Genomic DNA, 20,567 nt, shown 5'->3' with positions numbered 1-20,567 from the left:
GCCGCGGCAGCCAAAATCCGCGGATCCGCGCGGCTTCGGCCGGGCGGCGAGACTGAAGGCAGCCCGGTAACTGGGGAGGAGCGCCCCGCCAGCTCCGAAGGCCGGGCAGGCGGGGTGGCCGAAACGGCTCCGCGCCGCCGGCCGTGTACACTCCCGCCCAGTTACTTCCCCGGCCAGCGTCCCGCGGCAGCCGGAGTTCGCGGATCCGCGCTGTTTCGGCCGGGCGGTGAGACCAGTGCCGGCCAGTAACCGGGGAGGAACGTCCGGCCCTCGCGGAGAACTGGACAACCGGGCGGCCCGGCAGCTCTCGGGGTACCACATCCGGTGGTAGTCAGGTAAACAACTGATGCGCCACAGGCAACTTGAAGTGTATGATGGCAATCACACCCGCCGGACCACCCCCTAAGGAGACGCCACTCGTGGAAGAGCTGCGCATCGAAGCCAACGGCAACCTCGGCCCCATCGATTCCTCCCGCATCCCGCGCTACGCCGGGGCCGCGACCTACGCCCGGCTGCCGCGCCTGGACCAGGTCTCCAAGGCCGATGTCACCGTCGTCGGGGTGCCGTTCGACTCCGGCGTCTCCTACCGGCCCGGCGCCCGCTTCGGCGCCAACCACGTCCGGGAAGCCAGCCGCCTGCTGCGGCCCTACAACCCGGCCTGGGACGTCAGCCCGTTCGAAAACATCCAGGTGGCCGACGCCGGCGACATGGCGGTCAACCCGTTCAACATCAACGACGCGATCGAGACCATCCAGCAGAACGCGCTGGACCTGACCGCCTCCGGCAGCAAGCTGCTCACCCTCGGCGGGGACCACACCATCGCCCTGCCGTTGCTCCGCGCCGCCGCCGAACGCGCCGGCCAGCCCGTCGCCATGCTGCACTTCGACGCGCACCTGGACACCTGGGACACCTACTTCGGCGCCGAATACACCCACGGCACCCCGTTCCGCCGCGCCGTCGAAGAAGGCATCCTCGACACCGAGGCGATCAGCCACATCGGCACCCGCGGCCCGCTCTACGGCAAAAAGGACCTCGACGACGACCACCGCTTCGGCTTCGGCATCGTCACCTCCGCCGACGTTTACTACCAGGGCGTGCTGGAAACCGTCGCCAAGGTCCGCGACCGGATCGGCAACCGCCCGCTCTACATTTCCGTCGACATCGACGTCCTCGACCCCGCGCACGCCCCGGGCACCGGAACACCGGAAGCCGGTGGCCTCACCAGCCGTGAACTGCTCGAAATTATCCGCGGCTTCCGCGGCATGAACCTCGTCGGGGCCGACGTCGTCGAGGTCGCCCCCGCGTACGACCACGCCGAGATCACCGGCGTCGCGGCCAGCCACGTCGCCTACGAACTTGTCACCCTGATGGCGGACAACGCCGTCGACGGCGACCGTGCCGGCGCGCCGAACGGCTACGCCGCGCAGGCCCTTGGCCAGGAATCCCGCCGCCCGGCCGGCTTCGCCGCCGCCGGAACCCGTCCCGCCGAGACCGGGGCTGCGCTGTGACCGGCGTGCGCAACGGCGGAGACCTCGTCGTCGAAACCCTCGAGGCGCTCGGCGCCAAGACCGTCTTCGGGATCCCCGGCCAGCACGCCCTCGGCCTCTTCGACGCGATGGGCCGCGGCAACCTGCACTTCGTCTCCTCCCGGGTGGAGAACAACTCGGCCTTCGCCGCCGACGGGTACTCCCGCGCCACCGGCGAGGTCGGAGTGCTCTTCCTCTCCACCGGACCGGGCGCACTGACCTCCCTGGCCGGGCTGCAGGAGGCCTACGCCACCGGCGTGCCGATGGTCGTCGTGGCGAGCCAGATCCCGCTCGAAGGACTGGGCGCCCGCCGCAAGGGCATGCTGCACCAGCTCGATGACCAGAAGGCCTCCGCCGCCAACGTCACCAAGAGCCAGCGCCTGATCCAGCACGCTTCCGGCATCCCCTCGGCCATCCAGGACGCCTGGACCGAGGCCATCTCCTCGCCGCAGGGCCCGGTATGGATCGAAATCCCGCAGAACGTGCTGCTGGACCCGATCATGGTGCCCCCGGTGGAGGACGCCCTCGCCGAGGCCGCGGATAACCCGCCCCGGGTGGAGCTGGTCCGCGAGGCGGTGCACTGGCTGTCCGAGGCGAAGCGGCCGGCGATCATCGCCGGCGGCGGCACCCGGCGCGGGCACGCAGAGAAGTCGCTGCTGTCCATCGCGGAGAAGCTGCGCGCGCCGGTCATCTGCACCCCCGGTGGCAACGGCGCCTTCCCGTGGAACCACGAACTCTCGCTCCAGTCCTGGATCGAGGACCAGTACATGACCGAGCTGCTCGAGGACGCCGACGTGCTCGTCGTCATCGGGTCCTCGCTGGGTGAAGTCACCTCCAACTACTTCACCTTCGAACCGCGCGGCCGGATCATCCAGATCGACGCCGAACCCCGCGTGCTCGAGTCCAACCGGCCCGGCCTGGGTATCCGGGCCGACGCCGGCCAGGCGCTCGCGGCCCTGGACGAGGCCTTGGTCTCCGCGGACGCCCGGCCGGACTGGCACGGCCGCACGCCGGAGGGCCTGGTCAAGGACACCCTGGCCAAGGTCAAGGCCCGGCTGGAATCCCAGGACCTCGGCAAGGAACTGAAGTTCATGGCCGACATCCGCGAGGCCGTGCCCGCGCAGATGCAGACCTTCTGGGATATGACGATTTCCGCCTACTGGGCCTGGAGCTGCTGGGACGCCCGCGAGGGCCAGTTCCACTCGGCCCAGGGTGCCGGCGGCCTGGGCTTCGGCTTCCCGGCGGCGATCGGCGGCGCCGTGGGCCTGGAAACCACGGGGACGCCCGGCGGCTCGTCCCGCGTGCTCGCGGTCTCCGGCGACGGCTCCGCGATGTACTCGATCTCGGAGCTGGCCACTGCCAAGCAGCACAACGTGCCGGTCACCTGGCTGATTGTCGACGACGGCGGGTACGGCATCCTGCGCGAATACATGGTGGGCGCCTTCGGCAAGGCCACCGCCACCGAGCTGGCCCGTCCGGACTTCGTCAAGCTCGCCGAGGCCTTCGGCGTCCCGGCCGTCCGGGTGGCGCCCGAGGATGTCGGGGACGCGCTGAAGACGGGCTTCGCCGCGGACGGCCCGAACGTGGTCGTCGTCGAAACCCTGCTCAAGATGTTCGCCCCCACGCACCTGGACGTCTAACCCCGTCCCCGCGTCACCCGCCCTCACCCCCTTAACCAACACCCTCCATAGCGCGAACGGACACTTGAGGCCCCGAATCCGAGCGGATTCGGGGCCTCAAGTGTCCGTTCGCGCAGGGGCGGGAGGGGCTTCTTAGTTTCCCAAAGCAATCAAATTAAGCTATTGTTGCTTCGGGCAAGTAATTAAGGGGTGTCCTTTCATGTCAGTTGCATCGAGCACTGCGGCCAAACTGGTCCATCAGATTTTCGACCTCCAGCGCGCCGTCCGCTGCGTTGCCGCGGCCAACCTCCGCGGCGAAGACACGGGCGTGGCGCTGCAGGGCGTGCTGCGCTTCGTGGGGGAGGGCGAGACCCGGGCGACCCGCCTCGCGGAGCGGCTCGGCGTCAGCGCTCCCGTCCTCAGCCGGCACCTCGCCGAGCTGCTGGAGCAGGGCTACGTGGTCCGCCGGCCGGACCCGGAAGACGGGCGGGCGCAGCTGATCGCGCTCTCGCCGGCGGGAGTCGAAAAGCTCCGCTCCATCGAGGCCCAGCGCGCGGCCACCCTGCAGGCCTTCCTCCAGGACTGGAGCGAGGACGACGTCGAAGAGACCGCGCGCACCCTGAAGAAACTCGCTGAATCCCTTCGGAGTTCAGCCCGGGCAAAGACGGCCGGATCCACCGACACGACCACCTTTGTTGAGGAGTAAAACCATGGCCAGCCACGCTGCCGCCGCCGGGCCATCCCCGGCTCCCACACCGCACTCACATCCAGCACCTCCGGTGGCCATGAGCCACCGCCAGATCATGGAGGCCCTGACCGGGCTGCTGGCGGCGTTCTTCACCGCCATCATCAGCAGCACCATCGTGGCGAACGCCCTGCCGACCATCATGTCGGAGCTCAAGGGCACCCAGACCGACTTCGCCTGGGTCATCACCGCCGCGCTGCTGGCGAACGCCGCCACCACCCCCATCTGGGGCAAGCTCGCGGACCTGTTCGACAAGAAGTTCCTCGTCCAGCTGAGCATCGTGATCTTCGTCGCCGGTTCCGTCATGGCCGGTTTGTCCGAAACCATCCCGCTGCTGCTGACCGCCCGGGTGATTCAGGGCGTGGCGATGGGTGGCCTGACCGCCCTGGCCCAGGCGATCATCGGCTCGATCATCCCGCCGCGGGACCGCGGCAAGTACTCCGGCTACATGGGCGCCGTGATGGCCGTCGGCACCGCGGGCGGCCCTCTGCTGGGCGGCTTCATCGTCGACAGCCCGCTCGGCTGGCGCTGGACCTTCTTCGTCTGCGTCCCGCTGGCCATCGTCGCCCTGATCCTGCTGCAGATCACCCTGAAGCTGCCGCACGTGAAGCGCCCCGCCAAGATCGACTGGCTCGGCTCCATCCTGCTGACCTCCGGCGTCAGCCTGCTGCTGATCTGGGTGTCCTTCGCCGGCAACCCCGAGTACTACGACTGGTGGTCCTGGCAGACGGCCGCGATGGTCGGCGGCGGCGTTGCCCTCCTGGCCCTGCTGGTGTTCGTCGAATCCCGCGTGGCCCAGCCGATCATCCCGCTGAAGATCATCTCCGAGCGCACCACCGCGCTGGCCATCCTGGCCTCCGTGGCCGTGGGCGTCGGCATGTTCGGCTCCTCCGCCTTCCTCGGCCAGTACTTCCAGGTAGCCCGGGGCGCCAGCCCCACCGAGGCCGGCCTGCTGACGCTGCCGATGATCGCCGGCAACCTGATCGGTTCGGTGCTCTCCGGCCAGCTGATCAGCCGCACCGGCAAGTGGAAGCGCTACCTGATCGCCGGGTCCATCCTGCTGATCGGCGGCCTCGGCCTGGCCGGCACCATCGACCACACCACCGAACTGTGGGTGACCGGCCTCTACACCGCCGTGCTCGGCCTCGGCTTGGGCCTGCTGATGCAGAACCTCGTGCTGGCCGTGCAGAACACCGTCCGCGCCACCGACATCGGCACCGCCAGCGCCTCCGTCGCGTTCTTCCGCTCCGTGGGCGGCGCAATCGGCGTCTCGGTCTTGGGCGCCGTGCTCGGCAACCGGGTCAAGGAACTGGCCACCGAGGGCCTGGCCGCCGCCGGCATTCCGGTCACCGGGGGCTCGGCGGGCAGCAGCATGGACCTCAAGGACCTGCCCCCGCAGATCCGCGACATCATGCGCGCCGCCTACGGTGACGCCACGGCGGAAATCTTCTTGATCTCCGCAGTGATCGGCATCATCGCCCTGGTCGCCATCCTCTTCATCAAGGAAAAGCCGCTGCGCCGCACGGTGGACATCCAGCCGGAGGCGACAGCCGCTGCGGCCGTCACCGGGTCCGGAGCAGACGCCGACGGCGTGGCTGCCGCCAGCGGCGTGGTCGCGAGCCCCGCCCACGGCGCGGCCAACGCCGCCACCCCGGACGGTGAACCGCAGCCCGCCAGCGGAATCGTCGACCTGGACCGCGAGTTCATCGAGGTCCTGGGCCGGCAGCGCGCCAACGGCTCCCGCTTCCCGGAAGCCGCGCGGTTCTCCCCGGAAAGCCGCCGCGACGGCGAGGCCCGGGCCGAAGGCGCCCGCCCCCGGTCCCGGACCATGCTGGCCGAGACGGACACCAGGGCCGACGCCGCGGAGCTGCTGCCGCTGCTGCTGCACACCCAGCAGCTGCTGGCCGAACAGCAGGTGCAGCTCTCCGAGGCCCTGCGCGCGGTCCAGGAGCAGGCCGCGGAGCAGCGCGCCATCGCCGCCGAGCAGGCCAAGGCCAGCGAGCAGCTCACCACCCTGCGCCGTCAGCTGGCCAAGGAACGGAAGCTGCAGCGGGCGGCGGCGGACTACATCGCCACGCACGGCCGGCACCGCAGCGAATAGCGCTCCCCGGCACGCCACAGCGGCCCCGCACCACCCGGACCCCCGGGCGCTGCGGGGCCGCTGCGTCCCCTGCGGCGGCGGGCCCCCGGCCAAGCTGATCGCTTCCAGCACGGCCCGGAGGTGTTGCCCCGGCGGGAGATTCCGTAGAGTGGGACAGCTCAGGGTGTCGGCCCGGGCTGCTATTACTTTCTTCTCAGCATTTTGACCCTCCCCAAAGGACCCGTGGGCATGCTTGTCACCCTCATACGGCGCTACTCCAAGCCGTATCTGCCGTATATCGCGGCCGTCGTCATATTCCAGTTGGCCTCCACCATCGCAGCGCTCTACCTGCCCAGCCTCAACGCCCAGATCATCGACGAGGGCGTCTCCCGCGGCGACACGGACTACATCTGGCGCACCGGCGGCCTGATGCTCGGCGTCGCCCTCATCCAGGTCGTCACCGCGATCGCCGGCGTCTACTTCGGGTCCAAGGCCGCCATGGCCTTCGGCCGGGACCTGCGCCGGGCGGTCTTCCGCCAGGTCGGCAGCTTCTCCGCCCGGGACGTCAACGTCTTCGGCGCCCCCACGCTGATCACCCGCGGCACCAACGACGTCCAGCAGGTCCAGATGCTCATGCTGATGGGCCTGAACTTCATGGTCGCCACCCCGATCATGTGCATCGGCGGCATCGTCATGGCCCTCCGTGAAGACCTCAACCTCTCCTGGCTGGTCTGGGTGTCCGTCCCGCTGCTGGTCGTGGTGGTCGGCTACCTCGTGGTCCGGCTGATGCCGCTCTTCCGCGCCATGCAGACCAAGATCGACCGGCTCAACGGCGTCCTGCGCGAGCAGATCATCGGCATCCGCGTCGTCCGCGCCTTCGTCCGCGAACCGCACGAGGCGCAGCGCTTCGGCACGGCGAACAAGGACCTCACCGACGTCTCGCTGAAGATCGGGGCCCTGTTCGTGCTGATGTTCCCGGCCATCGGCATGATCCTGCACGTCTCCACCGCCGCCGTGCTGTGGTTCGGCGGCCAGCGGGTGGACGCGGGGGAGATGCAGGTCGGTTCGCTGACCGCCTTCCTGCAGTACCTGCTGCAGATCCTGATGGCCGTCATGATGGGCACCTTCATGGCCATGATGATCCCGCGCGCCTCGGTCTGCGCCGACCGCATCGGCGAGGTGCTCGACGTCGAGCCCTCCCTCCACGAACCGGCCGCGCCCGTCACCCCAGCAGCCAAGGCCGGCCGGGTGGAATTCCGCAACGTCTCCTTCGCCTACCCGGGCGCCGAGGCCCCGGTGCTCAGCGACATCAGCTTCACCGCCGAGCCGGGCCAGACGGTGGCGATCATCGGCTCCACCGGCGCCGGCAAGAGCACCCTCTTGGCGCTGCTGCCGCGGCTCTACGACGCCGGCTCCGGCGAGGTGCTGCTCGACGGTGTCCCCGTCACCGACCTGGACCGTGCCGAGATCACCGGCCGCGTGGCCATGGTGCCGCAGCGGCCCTACCTGTTCTCCGGCACGATCGAGCACAACCTGCGCTTCGGAAAGTCCGAGGCCACCGACGCGGAACTCTGGGACGCCCTCACCGTCGCCCAGGCCGCCGACTTCGTCCGCGAGAAGAAGAACGGCCTCGGCGCCCGGATTGCCCAGGGCGGCACCAACGTCTCCGGCGGCCAGCGCCAGCGGCTCTGCATCGCCCGGGCCCTTGTGACCGAACCCAAGGTCTTCCTCTTCGATGACTCCTTCTCCGCCCTGGACGTCGCCACCGACGCCCGGCTGCGGAAGGCCCTCAAGGCCAGAACCGCTGACGCCACGGTCATCATCGTGGGCCAGCGCGTCTCCACCATCGCTGACGCGGACCAGATCCTGGTGCTGGACAACGGCAGGATCGTGGACCGCGGAACCCACGAGGAGCTCCTCGCCAGCTCCACCACCTACCAGGAAATCGTCGAATCCCAGCTGACCGCGGAGGCCATCGCGTGAGCACCAACCAAAAGCCCGGCCCCGACGCCGCAGGAACGGCCCGTGCGGACGGCGCTGCGGACGCCGCCGAGGAGGACTTCCACGAGGAGGAGTTCACCCCCGGAGAAGCCGACGGCGGCATGTTCGGCGCCGTGCCGGCCAAGAAAGCCCAGCACTTCTGGCCCTCCGCCAAGCGGCTGATGGGCCTGCTCAAACCCGAGCGCGCCGGCATCGCCGCCGTCCTCGCGATGGTGACGGTCGCCGTCGTCCTCAACGTGATCGCACCCCGGATCCTCGGCCAGGCCATGGACGTGATCTTCAGCGGCGTCGTCGGCAAGCAACTGCCGCCCGGCGCCACCAAGGACCAGTTCATTGACGGCCTGCGCGCCCAGGGCCAGGACAACTTCGCCGACATGCTGGCGCGGATGGACGTGGTGCCCGGTGCCGGCATCGACTTCCAAAAGCTGGCGTTCCTGATCAGCGTGGTGCTGGTGATGTATTTCGTCGCGAACATCTTCCTGTGGCTGCAGGGCTATGTGCTCAACGTGCTGGTCATGCGCGTGGTCCGGAAGCTGCGTGATGACACCGAGAAGAAGCTCAACCGGCTCCCGCTGAACTACTTCGACACCCGGCAGCGCGGCGACACCCTCTCCCGCGTCACGAACGACGTCGACAACATCCAGCAGGCGCTGCAACAGGCCTTCGCCCAGCTGGTGAACTCGGCGCTGACGGTGATCGGCATCGTCATCATGATGTTCATCGTGTCCTGGCAGCTGGCCCTGATCGCGCTCATCGCCCTGCCGCTCTCCGGCGTGGCCGCCGGCATCATCGGCGCCCGCAGCCAGAAGCTCTTCGCCGCGCAGTGGAAGAACACCGGGGACCTCAACGGCCAGATCGAGGAGTCGTTCTCCGGCCATGACCTGGTCCGGGTCTTCGGCCGCGACGCGGACATGCTGGCCCGCTTCGACGAACGCAACGAGGAACTTTACAAGGCCAGCTTCGGCGCCCAGTTCGTCTCCGGCATGATCATGCCCGTCATGCAGTTCGTCTCCTACCTCAGCTACGTGGGCATCGCCGTCGTCGGCGGCCTACGGGTGGCCTCGGGCGGGATGAGCCTGGGAGATGCGACCGCGTTTATCCAGTACTCGCGCGAATTCACCCAGCCGCTGGGCCAGATGGCCGGAATGGCCAACATGCTGCAGTCCGGCGTCGCGTCCGCCGAGCGCGTCTTCGAGTTCCTCGACGCCGACGAACAAAACGCGGAGACCGCCACCGAGCAGCTTCCGGCCAAGACCGACGGACACGTCGAGTTCCGGCACGTCACTTTCAGCTACACCCCGGACAAGCCGCTGATCGAGGACCTGTCCTTCACCGCCGAACCGGGCCACACCGTCGCGATCGTCGGCCCGACCGGCGCCGGCAAGACGACCCTGGTGAACCTCGTGATGCGCTTCTACGAGCTCAACGCCGGAACCATCACCCTGGACGGCGTGGACATCACCCGGCTCAGCCGCGCGGAGCTGCGCTCCAAGGTGGGCATGGTGCTGCAGGACGCCTGGCTGTTCGGCGGGACCATTTACGAGAACATCCGCTACGGCAAGCTGGACGCCACCGAGGACCAGATCATGGCCGCCGCGAAGGCCACGTTCGTGGACCGCTTCGTGCGGGCGCTGCCGGACGGCTACGACACGGTCATCGACGAGGAGGGCAACAACGTCAGCGCGGGCGAAAAGCAGCTGATCACTATCGCCCGGGCCTTCGTGGCCAACCCCTCGCTGCTGATCCTGGATGAGGCCACCAGCTCGGTCGACACCCGCACCGAGGCCCTGGTGCAGAAGGCGATGGCGGCGCTCCGCTCGGACCGGACCAGCTTCGTGATCGCCCACCGCCTCTCCACCATCCGGGACGCCGACACCATCCTGGTGATGGAGGCCGGCCGGATCGTCGAGCAGGGCCGCCACGCGGAGCTGCTGGAACTCCGAGGTGCGTACTACCGGCTCTACATGTCCCAGTTCGCCGGGGAGGACGCGGACGCGTCGCTGGAGGAAGAGCCGACGGCGGTGCACAGTTGAGCGCCGGGATGCCCGACGCCGGGATGCCCGACGGCGGGACGGAGTTCAGCGACGCGGCCGCGGTGGCGCCTCGGCGGCTGGAGGTCAGGGTGCCGATGCGCTGGGGCGACATGGACGCCTACGGGCACATCAACAACGTGCAGCTGGTCCGGATCCTCGAGGAAGCCCGGATCGCGGCCTTCGGGCCGCCACGCGGAGCCGGCCTGCCCGGGATCGAACCCGAGGTGTCCCTGTTTAACGACGTCCCGGAGGGAACCCTGGCGCTGGTGGTGGAGCACAAGATCCGCTACGTCAGGACCTTGGAATACCGCAACGTGCCCGCGGTGGTGCAGCTGTGGATCGGCGCGGTCAAGGGCGCCAGCTTCGACATCCACTACCTCGTCCAGGATCCCGTCACCGGGGAGGACTGCGTCAAAGCGAGCAGCCACCTGGCCTTCGTGGACGAGGTGACCGGCCGGGTGCTGCGGCTGACCCCCGACCAGAAAGCCAAGCTGGCCCCCTACATCCGCTCCGCCGCCGGCTGACCTTACCGGCTGAGGGGCCCGCGGCCCCCGAGCACCCTGGCCCTACCTTGGGCGATGTGATGGGTCCTAGACTGGACGGGCCCCGCCGGTAGCGGCAGACGACGAGAGCTAGGAGCACCGACCATGGCCAAGCGAAGCAAGGCGACGGCGCGCAAGAAGAAGACCTGGAAGGAACTCTCGCCGATGGCGAAGTTCGGCACCATCACCGCGGCCATCGTGCAGCTGTCGCTGCTGGTCGCGGCGCAGCGGGATATCTCCCGCCGCCCCGCGGAGGAGATCCGCGGGAGCAAGGCCTTGTGGCGGGCGGCAACCCTGATCAATTTCGTCGGTCCTGGCACGTACTTCACCTTCGGCGTGAAGCGCCACCCGGCCGCCAAATAAGTCTCCCGGCCGCGCGTTCGCGGGCCCCTTCGTCCGGGCGGGATAGGACCCCGCGGCGCGGCCTCCAACGAGGCCGCGCCGGCACCCTTTCCGGAGCCGCGCCGACGGTCCCCGGAAAGCTACCCGCCGGTAATTAAGTTTTGCTGCAGGGAGCCGTCGTGATGCGGGCGCCCAGCTTAAGCCTGTAAATTGAAGGGATGACCCCCAACAAAAAGCCCGCCATGCACCGCGCCCTCGGCATCTCCAAGGAGATCGAAGACGCGGCGTGGTTTGTGCTGGGGCCGGGCCTGCTGGGGAAGGCTTCGCCGCTGGACGGCCGCACCCGGACCTGGTCCGTGGCGGCTGCTTCGGAGCTGCTGGAGCGGCTGGAACGGGGCGTCCCGGACCCCAAGGCGCCAATGATGACCAACCTTCGCGAAAACCTGGAGGGCGCCACCCGCGGGGCCAAGCAGCTGGCCGTCGAGCTGTTGTTCCTGCAGTCGTTGCCGCTGGCGCACGAGGTCAAGTCGCTCAAGGTCAAGCGGGCACGGGTGGCCGAGGCCGCATCGTGGTTGGAGCCGCCGCTGGAGCTTCCCGACGAGCTGTACGCCGGCATGACGGACCACGGCGTCATCCGGGACCGGACCGCCGAGTTCAACTGGACCATCTGGGACCATCTCAAGTGGCTGTGCCGCTTCGTCCGGCACGTCGCCCAACGCCCCGCCGGCGTCGTCCAGGCAGCGGTCAAAGACCCGCTCGCCTTCCATGAACTCACCATGGGCACCCCCGACGACCAGCCCGCGATCCGGCGCAGCATCGAGTTCCTGGTCTGGCCGGCCTACTTCGAACCCGTCGTGGCCGACGTCGAACGCCAGGAGATCCGCGACGCCTTCGCTTCCCTGGTCGGCGGCGCCAAGGGCGACTCCGACGAGGAAGTCTCCGCGGACATCCACCGGATCCGGCTGCACCTCGACGAGCAGGCCGGGCAGCGGATCGACTGGTACTCCCGGCAGCTGGTCAGCCAGTGGCGGAAGGTCGGCGACCCCGGCCGCCGCGCCTGGCTGCTGCGCAGCCACCATGACAATGCCGAGGTCATCGCCGCCTGGCACGACGAGGAAGCGGTGACGCTCGACGTCGAACACCTCCGCCTGCTCGATCCCGGCGTCACCGCGGGACTGGTCCAGCACGCCGTCGACGAGGACTACAAGCACCTCAGCTACGTCGAACGTGAGGACACCAAGAGCGCGATTTTCGCGTTCCTGACCGTGATGAAGCCCGGCGACCTGGTCCTGTACCAGACCGCAGGCACCGTCCGGGTGGGTGTGGTGCTCGGCGAGCCCGAACACCAGGACGACAACCGCCGACTGCGCCGCAAGGTCCGCTGGTTCGACGAGGTCCATGCCATGGCCGAGCTGCCCCGGCACGTGCAGCGGCAACTGGCCAGCTCCGGCCTGATCGTCGACGTCACCCGGGTGATCCAGGCGCTCGACTCGCTCATTCCGGCCGAAGCCGAGGCGGAGGACGCCGACGGCACCGAGCCGGACGCCGCCGTCGAACCCTGCGAGGGTTTCCGCCCACTGTCCGCGGAGTTCGCCGCGTCCCTGCACATGGACCTCGAACCGCTGCAGGAAATCGCCGAACTGCTGGAGGAGAACCGCCAGCTGGTGCTCTACGGCCCGCCCGGCACCGGCAAGACCTACCTGGCTAAGCACCTCGCCGCCGAGCTGGCCGGCGACACCAGCGACGAGCGGGTCAAGCTGGTCCAGTTCCACCCCTCCTACGCCTACGAGGACTTCTTCGAGGGCTACCGGCCGGACAAGACCGACGACGGCCAGGTCTCCTTCAAGCTGGTCGCCGGGCCGCTGCGGCGGCTGGCCGAGGAGGCGGCCAAGCCGGGCAACGAGAACAAGCCGTACTTCCTGATCATCGACGAGATGAACCGGGCCAACTTGGCGAAGGTCTTCGGCGAGCTGTACTTCCTGCTGGAGTACCGCGATGACCGGATCTACCTGCAGTACAGCCCCACGGAACCGTTCTCGCTGCCGGACAACCTCTACATCATCGGCACTATGAACACCGCGGACCGCTCGATCGCCATGATGGATGCCGCGATCCGCCGCCGGTTCTCCTTCATCGAGCTGCACCCCAAGACGGAACCGGTGAAGGGCTCGCTGTTGCGGTTCCTGCAGGCCCGGGACCTGGACACGACGCCGGCGCTGTTGCTCGATGAGCTGAACAACGCCATCGACGAATGGGACCGCGACCTGATGATCGGGCCGTCCTACTTCATGAAGCAGGCCGCACAGACCCCCCAAGGGCTGCGCCGGATCTGGAAGTACGAGCTGATGCCGCTGCTGGAGGAGCACTACCACGGCCAGCTCAACCGGGCGCAGCTTCAGGAGCGGTTCGGCCTGGAGCAGCTGCTGTCCCGCCTTGCGCGTGCCTAGCCCAGCCGCCGGCCGGGTCCGCCACATCGTCCTGGACGAACTGTCCGGCGGGGTGGTGGAGCGCCTCGACCCCGGCAGCGCCGCCTACCTCAACGGCAGCGGACTGGCGAAGGCCTCGCCGCTGGGCATGGGTCTGTTCCGGATCGAACCGGTCGGCAAGGTCGGCTCCGTCCGCACCCCGTCGGTGCAGGTGGAAGTCCGGCCCAAGGAGCGGCTCGGCCTGGACCGGCTGCTGTTCCTGCTCGGCTACACGGAGGACCAGGGCTTCCGCGACGACCCCGTCGCCGCCGTCGAGGACACCGACCTCTGGAGCGCCCTTGCCGAGTCCCTCGCGCAGCTGGCCGATCGTGCGCTGAGCCGCGGGGTGCTGCAGGGGTACCTCACCGTCGATGAGTCGCTGCGTACCGTCAAGGGGCGGATCCGGATGTCGGACCAGATCTCCCGGCGTCCCGGCATGCTGGTTCCCCTCGAGGTCTCCTATGACGAGTTCACCGAGGACATCCCGGAAAACCGCATCCTGCGCGCGGCCCTCGAACGCATGGCGCAGGTGCCGGGCGTGCGGGCCGACGTACTCAGCCGGCTGCGCCGCCTCAAGGGCAAGCTCGACGCCGTGACCCGGCTGCAGTCCGGCGCGCCGCTGCCGGCGTGGCGGGCCAGCCGGATGAACCTGCGCTACCACGCCGCCCTGCGGCTGTCCGAGGTGATCCTGCGCAACGCCTCCGCCGAGGCGGGCGACGGAACGCAGCACTCGGCGTCGTTCGTGGTGGACATGTCCAAGGTTTTCGAGGACTTCGTCGGGACCGCGCTGCGGGAGGCCATGGCCGCCTACCCGGGGGAGATGCGGCTCCGCTACAACGCCATGTTGAACGAAGCCGTGCGGGATTCGGACCGTATTATGGTCCAGCCGGGCGCGGTGCATCTGCTCGGCGGCCGGCCGGTGATGGTGTACGACGCCAAGTACACGGCAGCGTCCGACGTCGGCGCCTCGCTCTCCGGGGACCACTACCGCATGCTGGCGTACTGCACCTCGCTGCGGGTGCCCACGGCGTGGCTGGTCTACCCGGGGGCAGGCGAGATCAAGCTGCGCCGGATCCTGAACACCGACATCGACGTCGTCGAATACCCGCTGGACCTGTCGCTGCCGCCGTCGGGCATCCTGGCCGCGGTGGCGGACCTCGCCCAGCAGTCCTGGGGCGAAGTGGTGCGCCAGGCAGCCATCAGCCGCTGAACCTGGGCCGTGGCGGAACCTGCGTCCCCGGACCAGTGCTATCTGGTCGGCAGGCTTTAGGCGGGTTCGTCCTGGACAGCCGTGGAAATGGCGAGCAGGTGGTTGAGCAGGGCTTTTTCCGGTTCCCCGGGATTGTCCGCGACATGGTGGCGGAGCTGTTCCCGGACGGGGGCCTCATCCGGTTTGGTGTCGTTGAGTATCGCATCGATGATGGCCGAGACCTGCCGGCGCAGGGGCTCCAGATCCTCAGGTGTTTCGGGGCTCCGGGCGGCGTGCCGCGTGCGGGTCTCGGTAGACAACAACAAGTGTGGCATGGTGCTCTCCTGCGGAGTAAGTAGTATCCCCACATACCGGTCGATAGCGTCATAGTCCCCGAGGTTCGATCTTAACCCGGAAGAGACCAGTCTGTCTCGTGCAGCGGTACGATTATTTTGATGTCTTTTTCAAGCAAATCCCAGGCTGAACCTCCGCCGCCCGACCCCTCGGGCAGCGGTGGCGCTCCTGTAGCCGGCGGTGAGACCATCGCCGGTGGTGCTGAGACTACCGGCATCCATGAACGCATTTTGGATGTGGCGTACGAATTATTTTCGCGTCGTGGCGTCCGTGATGTCGGCATAAACGAGCTGATCAGCCGGTCCGGGGTCGCGAAGGCCAGTTTCTACCGGCACTTCGGTTCCAAGGACGAACTGGTCCTGGCGTTCCTGGAGCGCCGAGACCGGCAGTGGACCGTGGCCACGATCATTTCGGAGGCGCGGCGCCGCGGCAGCACGCCGTCCGAGCAGCTCCTTGCCATCTTCGATGTCTTTGCCGACTGGTTCGCGCGCGACGACTTTGAGGCCTGCTCGTTCGTGAACATCCTGCTGGAGATGGGGCCCACGCACCCGCTGGGCCGGGCCAGCATCGATTACCTCGATAAGATCCGCGGGCACGTCCAGAGCCTTGCCGAGGAAGCGGCGCTGCGCGAGCCGGAGAGCTTCGCGCGGTCCTGGTACATCCTGATGAAGGGGTCGATCGTGGCGGCGGCTGGAGGAGACCGGGCCGCTGCTGGTCGCGCCCGCGTCATGGCCGAATGGCTGATCGCGCACCATCAGGCCTAGCTGCGCAGGAAGCTGTCCAGCTGTTGTTCCAGGGCCGAGCGGTCCTTGAGTTCGCACTCCCACACGGTGAGCACCTCCCACCCTGCGCCTTCCAGCGCCCGGCGCTGCTCGGCGTCGCGCGCCCTGGTCCTGGCCCGTTTGGTTTCCCAAAACTCGGCATTGGACTTCGGGGCGTGCTGGCCGACCCGGCAGCCGTGAAAATGCCAAAAACAGCCATTGACGAAGATGACCTTCCGGCGGCTGGCGAAAACCAGGTCGGGGTTGCCCGGAAGGCGGCCGCCGCGGGCCGAGCCGTGCAGACGGTACCGGTACCCCTTGGCGTGCAGCATCCGGCGGACCAGCAATTCAGGCTTGGTGTTCTTGCCCCGGATGCGCGACATGTTCCAGCTGCGCCGCTCCGGGGTCAGACTGTCCGCCATGGCTTCAGTCTAGGCGGCGGGCCTTGCTCCGGAGGCGGCCTAAATCTCCCGCTCGGGGTGTTCGCCGAACTGGAAATGCCGGCCGCTGACTGAGATCGGGGCGATCTCCACGTAGAAGTCCTTGAGCGTCGGCACCCACGGCTTGAGCCCCAGCGCTTCCGCGGCGGCGATGTCTGCGGAGTTCTCCAGGACCCGGGCCGTACCGCGGACCACGACCGACCAGGCCTCGTCGGAGAGGATGCCGTCCGTTTCAAACAGGACCTTGGAATTGATAGTCAGCTCGGCGAGCTTGTTGCCCGGCGCGGTGCGCAGATACAACTTCTTGTCGCTGACCGCGTAATTCACCGGAAAAATGTCCGGTTCCCCCGCGACGGTGACCACGAGCCGCCCGTGCTGTGTTCCCTCAATAAGCTTCCACGAATCGTCCTCCTCCAGGCGCAGGATCGGGTTGCCGTCTGTGTGTTCGAACATCATGGGCCCATTGTTCTGGGTGCTGTAGAAAAGCGCCAGAGCCAAGTGTGCTGTCGGGCCTCACGCTTTATTGTCGGACCCTGTCCTTACCGTCTCCCTTGTTCGGTTTGCATCGCCGCCACGGGTCGATTCGCAGGAAATTCTGAGTATTTGGCCGCTGGCAGGATGCGCCTTTGCGCCATTGGGGGCGCGCGGGCCCGGACACTTCACCGCCAGGCGCAGCCTGGCCAGAAAACATGGGGAAATCATGAGCAATTTCAATTCGCACGGCACCGCGGCCGCGGATCAGCCGACGTCGACTGTTTCGTCCGCGGGTGCCGTTCCGACTGCTTCCGGTGCCACTCCCGCTGCGCCGGCGCAGCGGGGTAATGGCTGGGGCGTCGCCGCCCTGGTCATCGGCATCGTGGCGGTCGTCTTCTCGTTCATTCCGGTGATGGGCGTTATCGCTTTCATCCTGGGTCCGCTCGCCGTGCTGTTCGGCATCATCGGCGCCACCCGCAAGTTCGCCAAGAAGGGTTCAGCGATCGCGGGCCTGGTCCTTGGCGTGCTGGCCATCGTGATCGCCGCCATCTGGATGGCCGTCGTCTCCGCCGCGGTGTCCTCGGCGGACCAGGCGCTCAACTCGGAGCACAAGATGCAGTACGTCGTGACTACGAACGGCAAGGCATCCGTCAGCTACTGGACCAGCGGCGGGATGTCCTCGGAGGACGTGATGGGTGGTTGGAAGAAGGAGCAGACGGTGAAGAATTCGGAGTTCGTCTCGCTGACGGTCACCGGTGATTTCACGAATGCCGCGGCGAAGGTCGGCTGCGAAATCCTGATTGATGGAAAGTCGATTTCCAAGAACTCGGGAGCGGGCCAGGGGGCTATGGCAAGCTGCAGCGGCTCCGGGCTCGGCGCCGACAGCAAGAAGTAGGACAGCGGGGTCGCAGGACCCCGCCAGCCGGCTGGGCGTTGCGGAAGCGTGGCTTCTGCAACGCCCCTTTGCCGTCTCGGGAATCGCAAGGTCCGCCTGCTGTGACCATGTGCGCTCTGTGGGGCAAAAAGGGGTGTGGATAACTCTTACGGCCGGATCGCGGTCTCAGTTACCCTTAGGCATTGTTTGGATTCAGGCGTCTTGATTTCTATCGGGGGATTAGCTGAACATGACATCTCGCACTCCAAGCCCCACCCGCCGATTCACGGCTACCGCCACATTCCTCGCCGCCCTCGTGCTGGCCACGTCCGCTTGCACCAGCGGCCAAGCGTCGCCGACTGCGGCCCCGGTTCCCTCAGCGTCGGCCTCCGCCAGCGCGAGTCCGGTGGTGAGCGCGACTGCCACGGCGCCCCCTAGTTACAAGCCCGCCGATGCTAAAGGCAAAGCGCAAAATGTCCCCGTACCGGTGCTGCCGGAGGCCGCGAAGAAGAAGACGAAGGAAGGTCTGGAGGCGTTCGCCCGGTACTGGTTCCAACTCCTCAGCTACGGCTACGAAACGGGTGACACCACGCGTCTCACGGAGCTGACGAGTCCATCGTGCCGGGCGTGTGAGAAAGCCAAAGCGGTTATCAAGGGGTGGCACGAAGGTGGGCGTTGGATAGTGGGCGGCCGCACTTCAACCCCGGCAGTCAGCACAACGTTTCTCGTCGCACCCGATGGCAACTATCAAGTGGCGATACAGGTATCGCAATCTGCGCTCTCGTACTTCAACCCTGATGGCACGCTGTACCGGTCAGATCCTAAGCCGGACGACACAGGGAATTTGATGCTCTCCGTCTATAGGAACGGATCATGGTTCGTTAACAACATTCAGCCCATAGTCGGTTAAGACTATGAGGAAGCCGGGTGGGCTAATGCTGACGGCGGCAATACTGCCCGTCGCCCTACTAGTGTCAGCGCCTTCCGCCATCGCGGACGGTCAATCACCTCCCGTAACAGGTGATTGGGGCGAAGATTCGATAGACGTGGGGGGCTGGGCAATCGACCCGGCTTCGGGGAGATTCGTCTGGGCGTCGCCCGGATCGCCAGTAGCCGACCCCTTTCAGTACAAATACGAACTCCAGTGCCACCTCGGTGGTGGCGACTTCGACGCCGATTGCCTTGAGACGGTCATTGAATGCAAAAACGGGCCCGACGGGAAGGACGGTATTCCGGTCACGTGGCTAAAAGCTCCTGCAGGCGTGCCCAACCCGGTGTGGAGTTACCACTCCGGTCCAACATGCCTCTTCGACGCCAGACCAGAGGATCTGTTGCCGCGCATCGCCGCAATGATTCAGAGTGAGTTCCAAAAGCTCCCGATTTCCGCCGGCCGGGTGACCGCGCAGCCCAGCCCGCATACCCTCCGGGGCGCGGACACGAACTTCTACGCCGAAGCCGCCGAGCAGCAATTCGACATCAAGATTCTGGCCCAGGACGTCCATATCGAGGCCAGACCCGTCCAATACACCTGGAACTACGGTGACGGCACGACGCTCGGCCCGCAAAACTCAGCCGGTGGTCCGCTGCCTCAGGACCGGTGGGGTGAGAAGACGGCAACCAGCCACGTCTACACCCGGACCGGCGACTTTTCGGTGGTGCTGACCACCTCGTTCCTCGGTACCTACTCCGTCAACGGCGGTCCGCCGCTGCCAATTCCTGGCCAAGGACAGTTCAACGCCCCGCCCCGCCCTGTCAGCGTGTGGCGCTCCATCACCCGCAACTACGCCGACGACTGTCTCAAGAATCCCCAGGGTGCGGGTTGCCCGGGAGCGCCACCGGGGTCGCGCTGACCCGGCGTGATTCGAGTCTCAGACGGAATAGATGCGGGCGCATTGATGCTGTCGCCAGTGGACTCAAACCACTGCGAAAGGAACCGCGCATGCTGTTTTCCACTCTCACCGTTGGCCAGTTGGAGCTGCCGAACCGCCTTGTGATGGCGCCGCTCACCCGGCTTCGTTCCGGCCGGAAAGGTGTGCCCGGGCCGCTGGTCGTGGAACACTACCGGCAACGCGCCTCCCTGGGACTCATCGTCAGCGAAGGCACTTACCCCAGCCCCGCCGGCCGCGGCTTCCCCGGCCAGCCCGGCCTGGTGACCGAGGAACAGCTGAAGGGCTGGGCCGATGTGACCGCCGCCGTGCACGCTGAGGGCGGCCGGATCTTTGCCCAGGTCATGCACGCAGGCCGCGTTACGCACGAAGACACCACCGGCGGACACGAAGTTGTCGCGCCGAGCGCTATCGCCATCGACGGCCAGACCCGTACCTACGAGGGCAAGCAGGCGTTCCCGGTCCCGCGCGCCCTGACCACCGAGGAACTGCCCGCCATCCGCGAAGAATTTGTCCAGGCATCCCGCAAGGCGATCGAGGCAGGATTCGACGGCGTCGAGCTGCACTCCGCGAACGGTTACCTGCTGCACGAATTCCTGACGCCGGCCGCTAACCAGCGCGACGACAATTACGGCGGCTCGCCCGAAAACCGGGCCCGCTTTGTCATCGAGGTCGCCCAGGCCGTCGTGGACGCCGTCGGTGCGGACCGCGTTGGCATCCGTATTTCGCCGGAACACAACGTTCAGGGCGCCCTGGAGCAGGACGCCGCCGATGTGCGCGAGACCTACGGCCACCTCGTGGACGCGCTGGCGCCGCTGAAGCTGGCCTACCTGAGCGTCCTGCACAAGGAACCGACCAGCGAGCTGGTCCAGGAACTGCGTACGCGGTTCAACGGCACTTTCTTGGTGAACACCGGCTTCGGCGTCGTCACGACCAGCGAAGAAGCCCGTGCCCTGGTCTCCGACGGGCACGCCGACGCGGTCGTCGTCGGACGTCCGGCCATCGCCAACCCGGACCTGGTCCGCCGCTGGCGCGAAGGGCTTCCCGTGAACGAGCCCAACCCGGGCACCTTCTACACCGACGGTGCCGAGGGTTACACGGACTACCCGGCGTACCAGAACTAAGGGTTCCCGTCCGGTCGCGGTCCTCTTCGGACGGACATGCCCGACCGGTGCCTCGAGGAGTGGGCAGGATGCCATCCTGTCCACTCCTCGCGCTTAACAACGGGCATGTCCG

At 67.5% G+C, this 20,567-nt stretch carries 18 protein-coding genes; 15 read left to right on the top strand and 3 right to left on the bottom strand.

The genetic code is table 11. From position 1 onward, the window contains the following. Window positions 1-419: 419 nt before the first annotated feature. From speB to ASG71_RS10355, 10 genes are all read left to right on the top strand, one after another. Window positions 420-1,508, top strand: coding sequence for an agmatinase (gene speB, locus ASG71_RS10400; RefSeq protein WP_056738934.1), 1,089 nt, complete (start codon window positions 420-422; stop codon window positions 1,506-1,508). Then, window positions 1,505-3,166 (top strand): thiamine pyrophosphate-binding protein, encoded by a 1,662-nt coding sequence (locus ASG71_RS10395; RefSeq protein WP_056738932.1) that lies wholly within the window; start codon window positions 1,505-1,507, stop codon window positions 3,164-3,166. Before speB ends, ASG71_RS10395 begins: the two co-directional genes overlap by 4 nt. A 199-nt stretch (window positions 3,167-3,365) precedes the next feature. Next, window positions 3,366-3,851, top strand: coding sequence for a MarR family winged helix-turn-helix transcriptional regulator (locus ASG71_RS10390; protein ID WP_056738930.1), 486 nt, complete (start codon window positions 3,366-3,368; stop codon window positions 3,849-3,851). Between the two features lie 4 nt (window positions 3,852-3,855). After that, window positions 3,856-5,991, top strand: a complete 2,136-nt coding sequence (locus ASG71_RS10385; RefSeq protein ID WP_082575045.1) for an MFS transporter — start codon at window positions 3,856-3,858, stop codon at window positions 5,989-5,991. Between the two features lie 228 nt (window positions 5,992-6,219). Continuing rightward, window positions 6,220-7,953: an ABC transporter ATP-binding protein gene (locus ASG71_RS10380; RefSeq protein ID WP_056738926.1), complete on the top strand. Its 1,734-nt coding sequence runs from the start codon at window positions 6,220-6,222 to the stop codon at window positions 7,951-7,953. After that, the gene (locus ASG71_RS10375; RefSeq protein WP_056738924.1) at window positions 7,950-10,004 is read left to right on the top strand and encodes an ABC transporter ATP-binding protein; all 2,055 of its coding nucleotides are present in this window, start codon (window positions 7,950-7,952) and stop codon (window positions 10,002-10,004) included. Before ASG71_RS10380 ends, ASG71_RS10375 begins: the two co-directional genes overlap by 4 nt. A gap of 95 nt (window positions 10,005-10,099) precedes the next feature. Next, window positions 10,100-10,528: an acyl-CoA thioesterase gene (locus ASG71_RS10370; RefSeq protein ID WP_056739924.1), complete on the top strand. Its 429-nt coding sequence runs from the start codon at window positions 10,100-10,102 to the stop codon at window positions 10,526-10,528. Window positions 10,529-10,651: 123 nt separating this feature from the next. Then, window positions 10,652-10,909, top strand: a complete 258-nt coding sequence (locus ASG71_RS10365) for a hypothetical protein (protein WP_056738922.1) — start codon at window positions 10,652-10,654, stop codon at window positions 10,907-10,909. A gap of 197 nt (window positions 10,910-11,106) precedes the next feature. Continuing rightward, entirely contained in the window at window positions 11,107-13,335 is a 2,229-nt protein-coding gene (locus ASG71_RS10360; protein WP_056738920.1) for an McrB family protein, read from the top strand. Next, entirely contained in the window at window positions 13,322-14,563 is a 1,242-nt protein-coding gene (locus ASG71_RS10355; RefSeq protein WP_235564035.1) for an McrC family protein, read from the top strand. The genes ASG71_RS10360 and ASG71_RS10355 overlap by 14 nt, the downstream gene beginning before the upstream one ends. Window positions 14,564-14,619: 56 nt before the next feature. On the opposite strand, the gene ASG71_RS10350 is transcribed toward ASG71_RS10355, so the two are convergent. Beyond that, window positions 14,620-14,877: a hypothetical protein gene (locus ASG71_RS10350; RefSeq protein WP_235564033.1), complete on the bottom strand. Its 258-nt coding sequence runs from the start codon at window positions 14,875-14,877 to the stop codon at window positions 14,620-14,622. Between the two features lie 120 nt (window positions 14,878-14,997). On the opposite strand from ASG71_RS10350, the gene ASG71_RS10345 reads away from it, so the two are divergent. Then, window positions 14,998-15,660: a TetR/AcrR family transcriptional regulator gene (locus ASG71_RS10345; protein ID WP_082575043.1), complete on the top strand. Its 663-nt coding sequence runs from the start codon at window positions 14,998-15,000 to the stop codon at window positions 15,658-15,660. Here the strand turns inward: ASG71_RS10345 and ASG71_RS10340 are convergent. Together ASG71_RS10340 and ASG71_RS10335 are read right to left on the bottom strand one after the other, a co-directional pair. Then, complete coding sequence (locus tag ASG71_RS10340; RefSeq protein WP_056738915.1) at window positions 15,657-16,079, bottom strand: very short patch repair endonuclease; 423 nt, start codon at window positions 16,077-16,079, stop codon at window positions 15,657-15,659. The two genes, ASG71_RS10345 and ASG71_RS10340, sit on opposite strands and share 4 nt — an antisense overlap. A gap of 39 nt (window positions 16,080-16,118) precedes the next feature. After that, window positions 16,119-16,553: a pyridoxamine 5'-phosphate oxidase family protein gene (locus ASG71_RS10335; protein WP_056738913.1), complete on the bottom strand. Its 435-nt coding sequence runs from the start codon at window positions 16,551-16,553 to the stop codon at window positions 16,119-16,121. A gap of 244 nt (window positions 16,554-16,797) precedes the next feature. Here ASG71_RS10335 and ASG71_RS10330 point away from each other — a divergent pair, with 244 nt between their 5' ends. The 4 genes from ASG71_RS10330 (at window position 16,798) to ASG71_RS10320 (ending at window position 20,455) form a co-directional block, all read left to right on the top strand. Next, window positions 16,798-17,466, top strand: coding sequence for a DUF308 domain-containing protein (locus ASG71_RS10330; RefSeq protein ID WP_056738911.1), 669 nt, complete (start codon window positions 16,798-16,800; stop codon window positions 17,464-17,466). 388 nt (window positions 17,467-17,854) lie between these two features. Beyond that, complete coding sequence (locus tag ASG71_RS16690) at window positions 17,855-18,355, top strand: DUF6318 family protein (protein ID WP_157366383.1); 501 nt, start codon at window positions 17,855-17,857, stop codon at window positions 18,353-18,355. Window positions 18,356-18,491: 136 nt separating this feature from the next. Beyond that, window positions 18,492-19,295, top strand: coding sequence for a PKD domain-containing protein (locus tag ASG71_RS16950; protein WP_235564031.1), 804 nt, complete (start codon window positions 18,492-18,494; stop codon window positions 19,293-19,295). An 89-nt stretch (window positions 19,296-19,384) separates the two neighbouring features. Then, window positions 19,385-20,455 (top strand): alkene reductase, encoded by a 1,071-nt coding sequence (locus ASG71_RS10320; protein ID WP_056738909.1) that lies wholly within the window; start codon window positions 19,385-19,387, stop codon window positions 20,453-20,455. Window positions 20,456-20,567: the final 112 nt, after the last annotated feature.

This window comes from Arthrobacter sp. Soil763 (genome assembly GCF_001428365.1).
Taxonomy (GTDB): Bacteria; Actinomycetota; Actinomycetes; order Actinomycetales; family Micrococcaceae; genus Arthrobacter.
Note: the sequence above shows the minus strand (reverse complement) of the source record. Positions and strands in the feature narration are given on the sequence as shown.

Bases quoted from the DNA above. Each gene is read 5' to 3' on its own strand.
- ASG71_RS10340 (WP_056738915.1), bottom strand. From the start codon at position 16,079: ATGGCGGACAGTCTGACCCCGGAGCGGCGCAGCTGGAACATGTCGCGC.
- ASG71_RS10360 (WP_056738920.1), top strand. From the start codon at position 11,107: ATGACCCCCAACAAAAAGCCCGCCATGCACCGCGCCCTCGGCATCTCC.
- ASG71_RS10330 (WP_056738911.1), top strand. From the start codon at position 16,798: ATGAGCAATTTCAATTCGCACGGCACCGCGGCCGCGGATCAGCCGACG.
- ASG71_RS10320 (WP_056738909.1), top strand. From the start codon at position 19,385: ATGCTGTTTTCCACTCTCACCGTTGGCCAGTTGGAGCTGCCGAACCGC.
- ASG71_RS10380 (WP_056738926.1), top strand. From the start codon at position 6,220: ATGCTTGTCACCCTCATACGGCGCTACTCCAAGCCGTATCTGCCGTAT.
- ASG71_RS10335 (WP_056738913.1), bottom strand. From the start codon at position 16,553: ATGATGTTCGAACACACAGACGGCAACCCGATCCTGCGCCTGGAGGAG.
- ASG71_RS10350 (WP_235564033.1), bottom strand. From the start codon at position 14,877: ATGCCACACTTGTTGTTGTCTACCGAGACCCGCACGCGGCACGCCGCC.
- ASG71_RS10345 (WP_082575043.1), top strand. From the start codon at position 14,998: ATGTCTTTTTCAAGCAAATCCCAGGCTGAACCTCCGCCGCCCGACCCC.
- ASG71_RS10370 (WP_056739924.1), top strand. From the start codon at position 10,100: ATGCGCTGGGGCGACATGGACGCCTACGGGCACATCAACAACGTGCAG.
- ASG71_RS10365 (WP_056738922.1), top strand. From the start codon at position 10,652: ATGGCCAAGCGAAGCAAGGCGACGGCGCGCAAGAAGAAGACCTGGAAG.
- ASG71_RS10390 (WP_056738930.1), top strand. From the start codon at position 3,366: ATGTCAGTTGCATCGAGCACTGCGGCCAAACTGGTCCATCAGATTTTC.
- ASG71_RS10385 (WP_082575045.1), top strand. From the start codon at position 3,856: ATGGCCAGCCACGCTGCCGCCGCCGGGCCATCCCCGGCTCCCACACCG.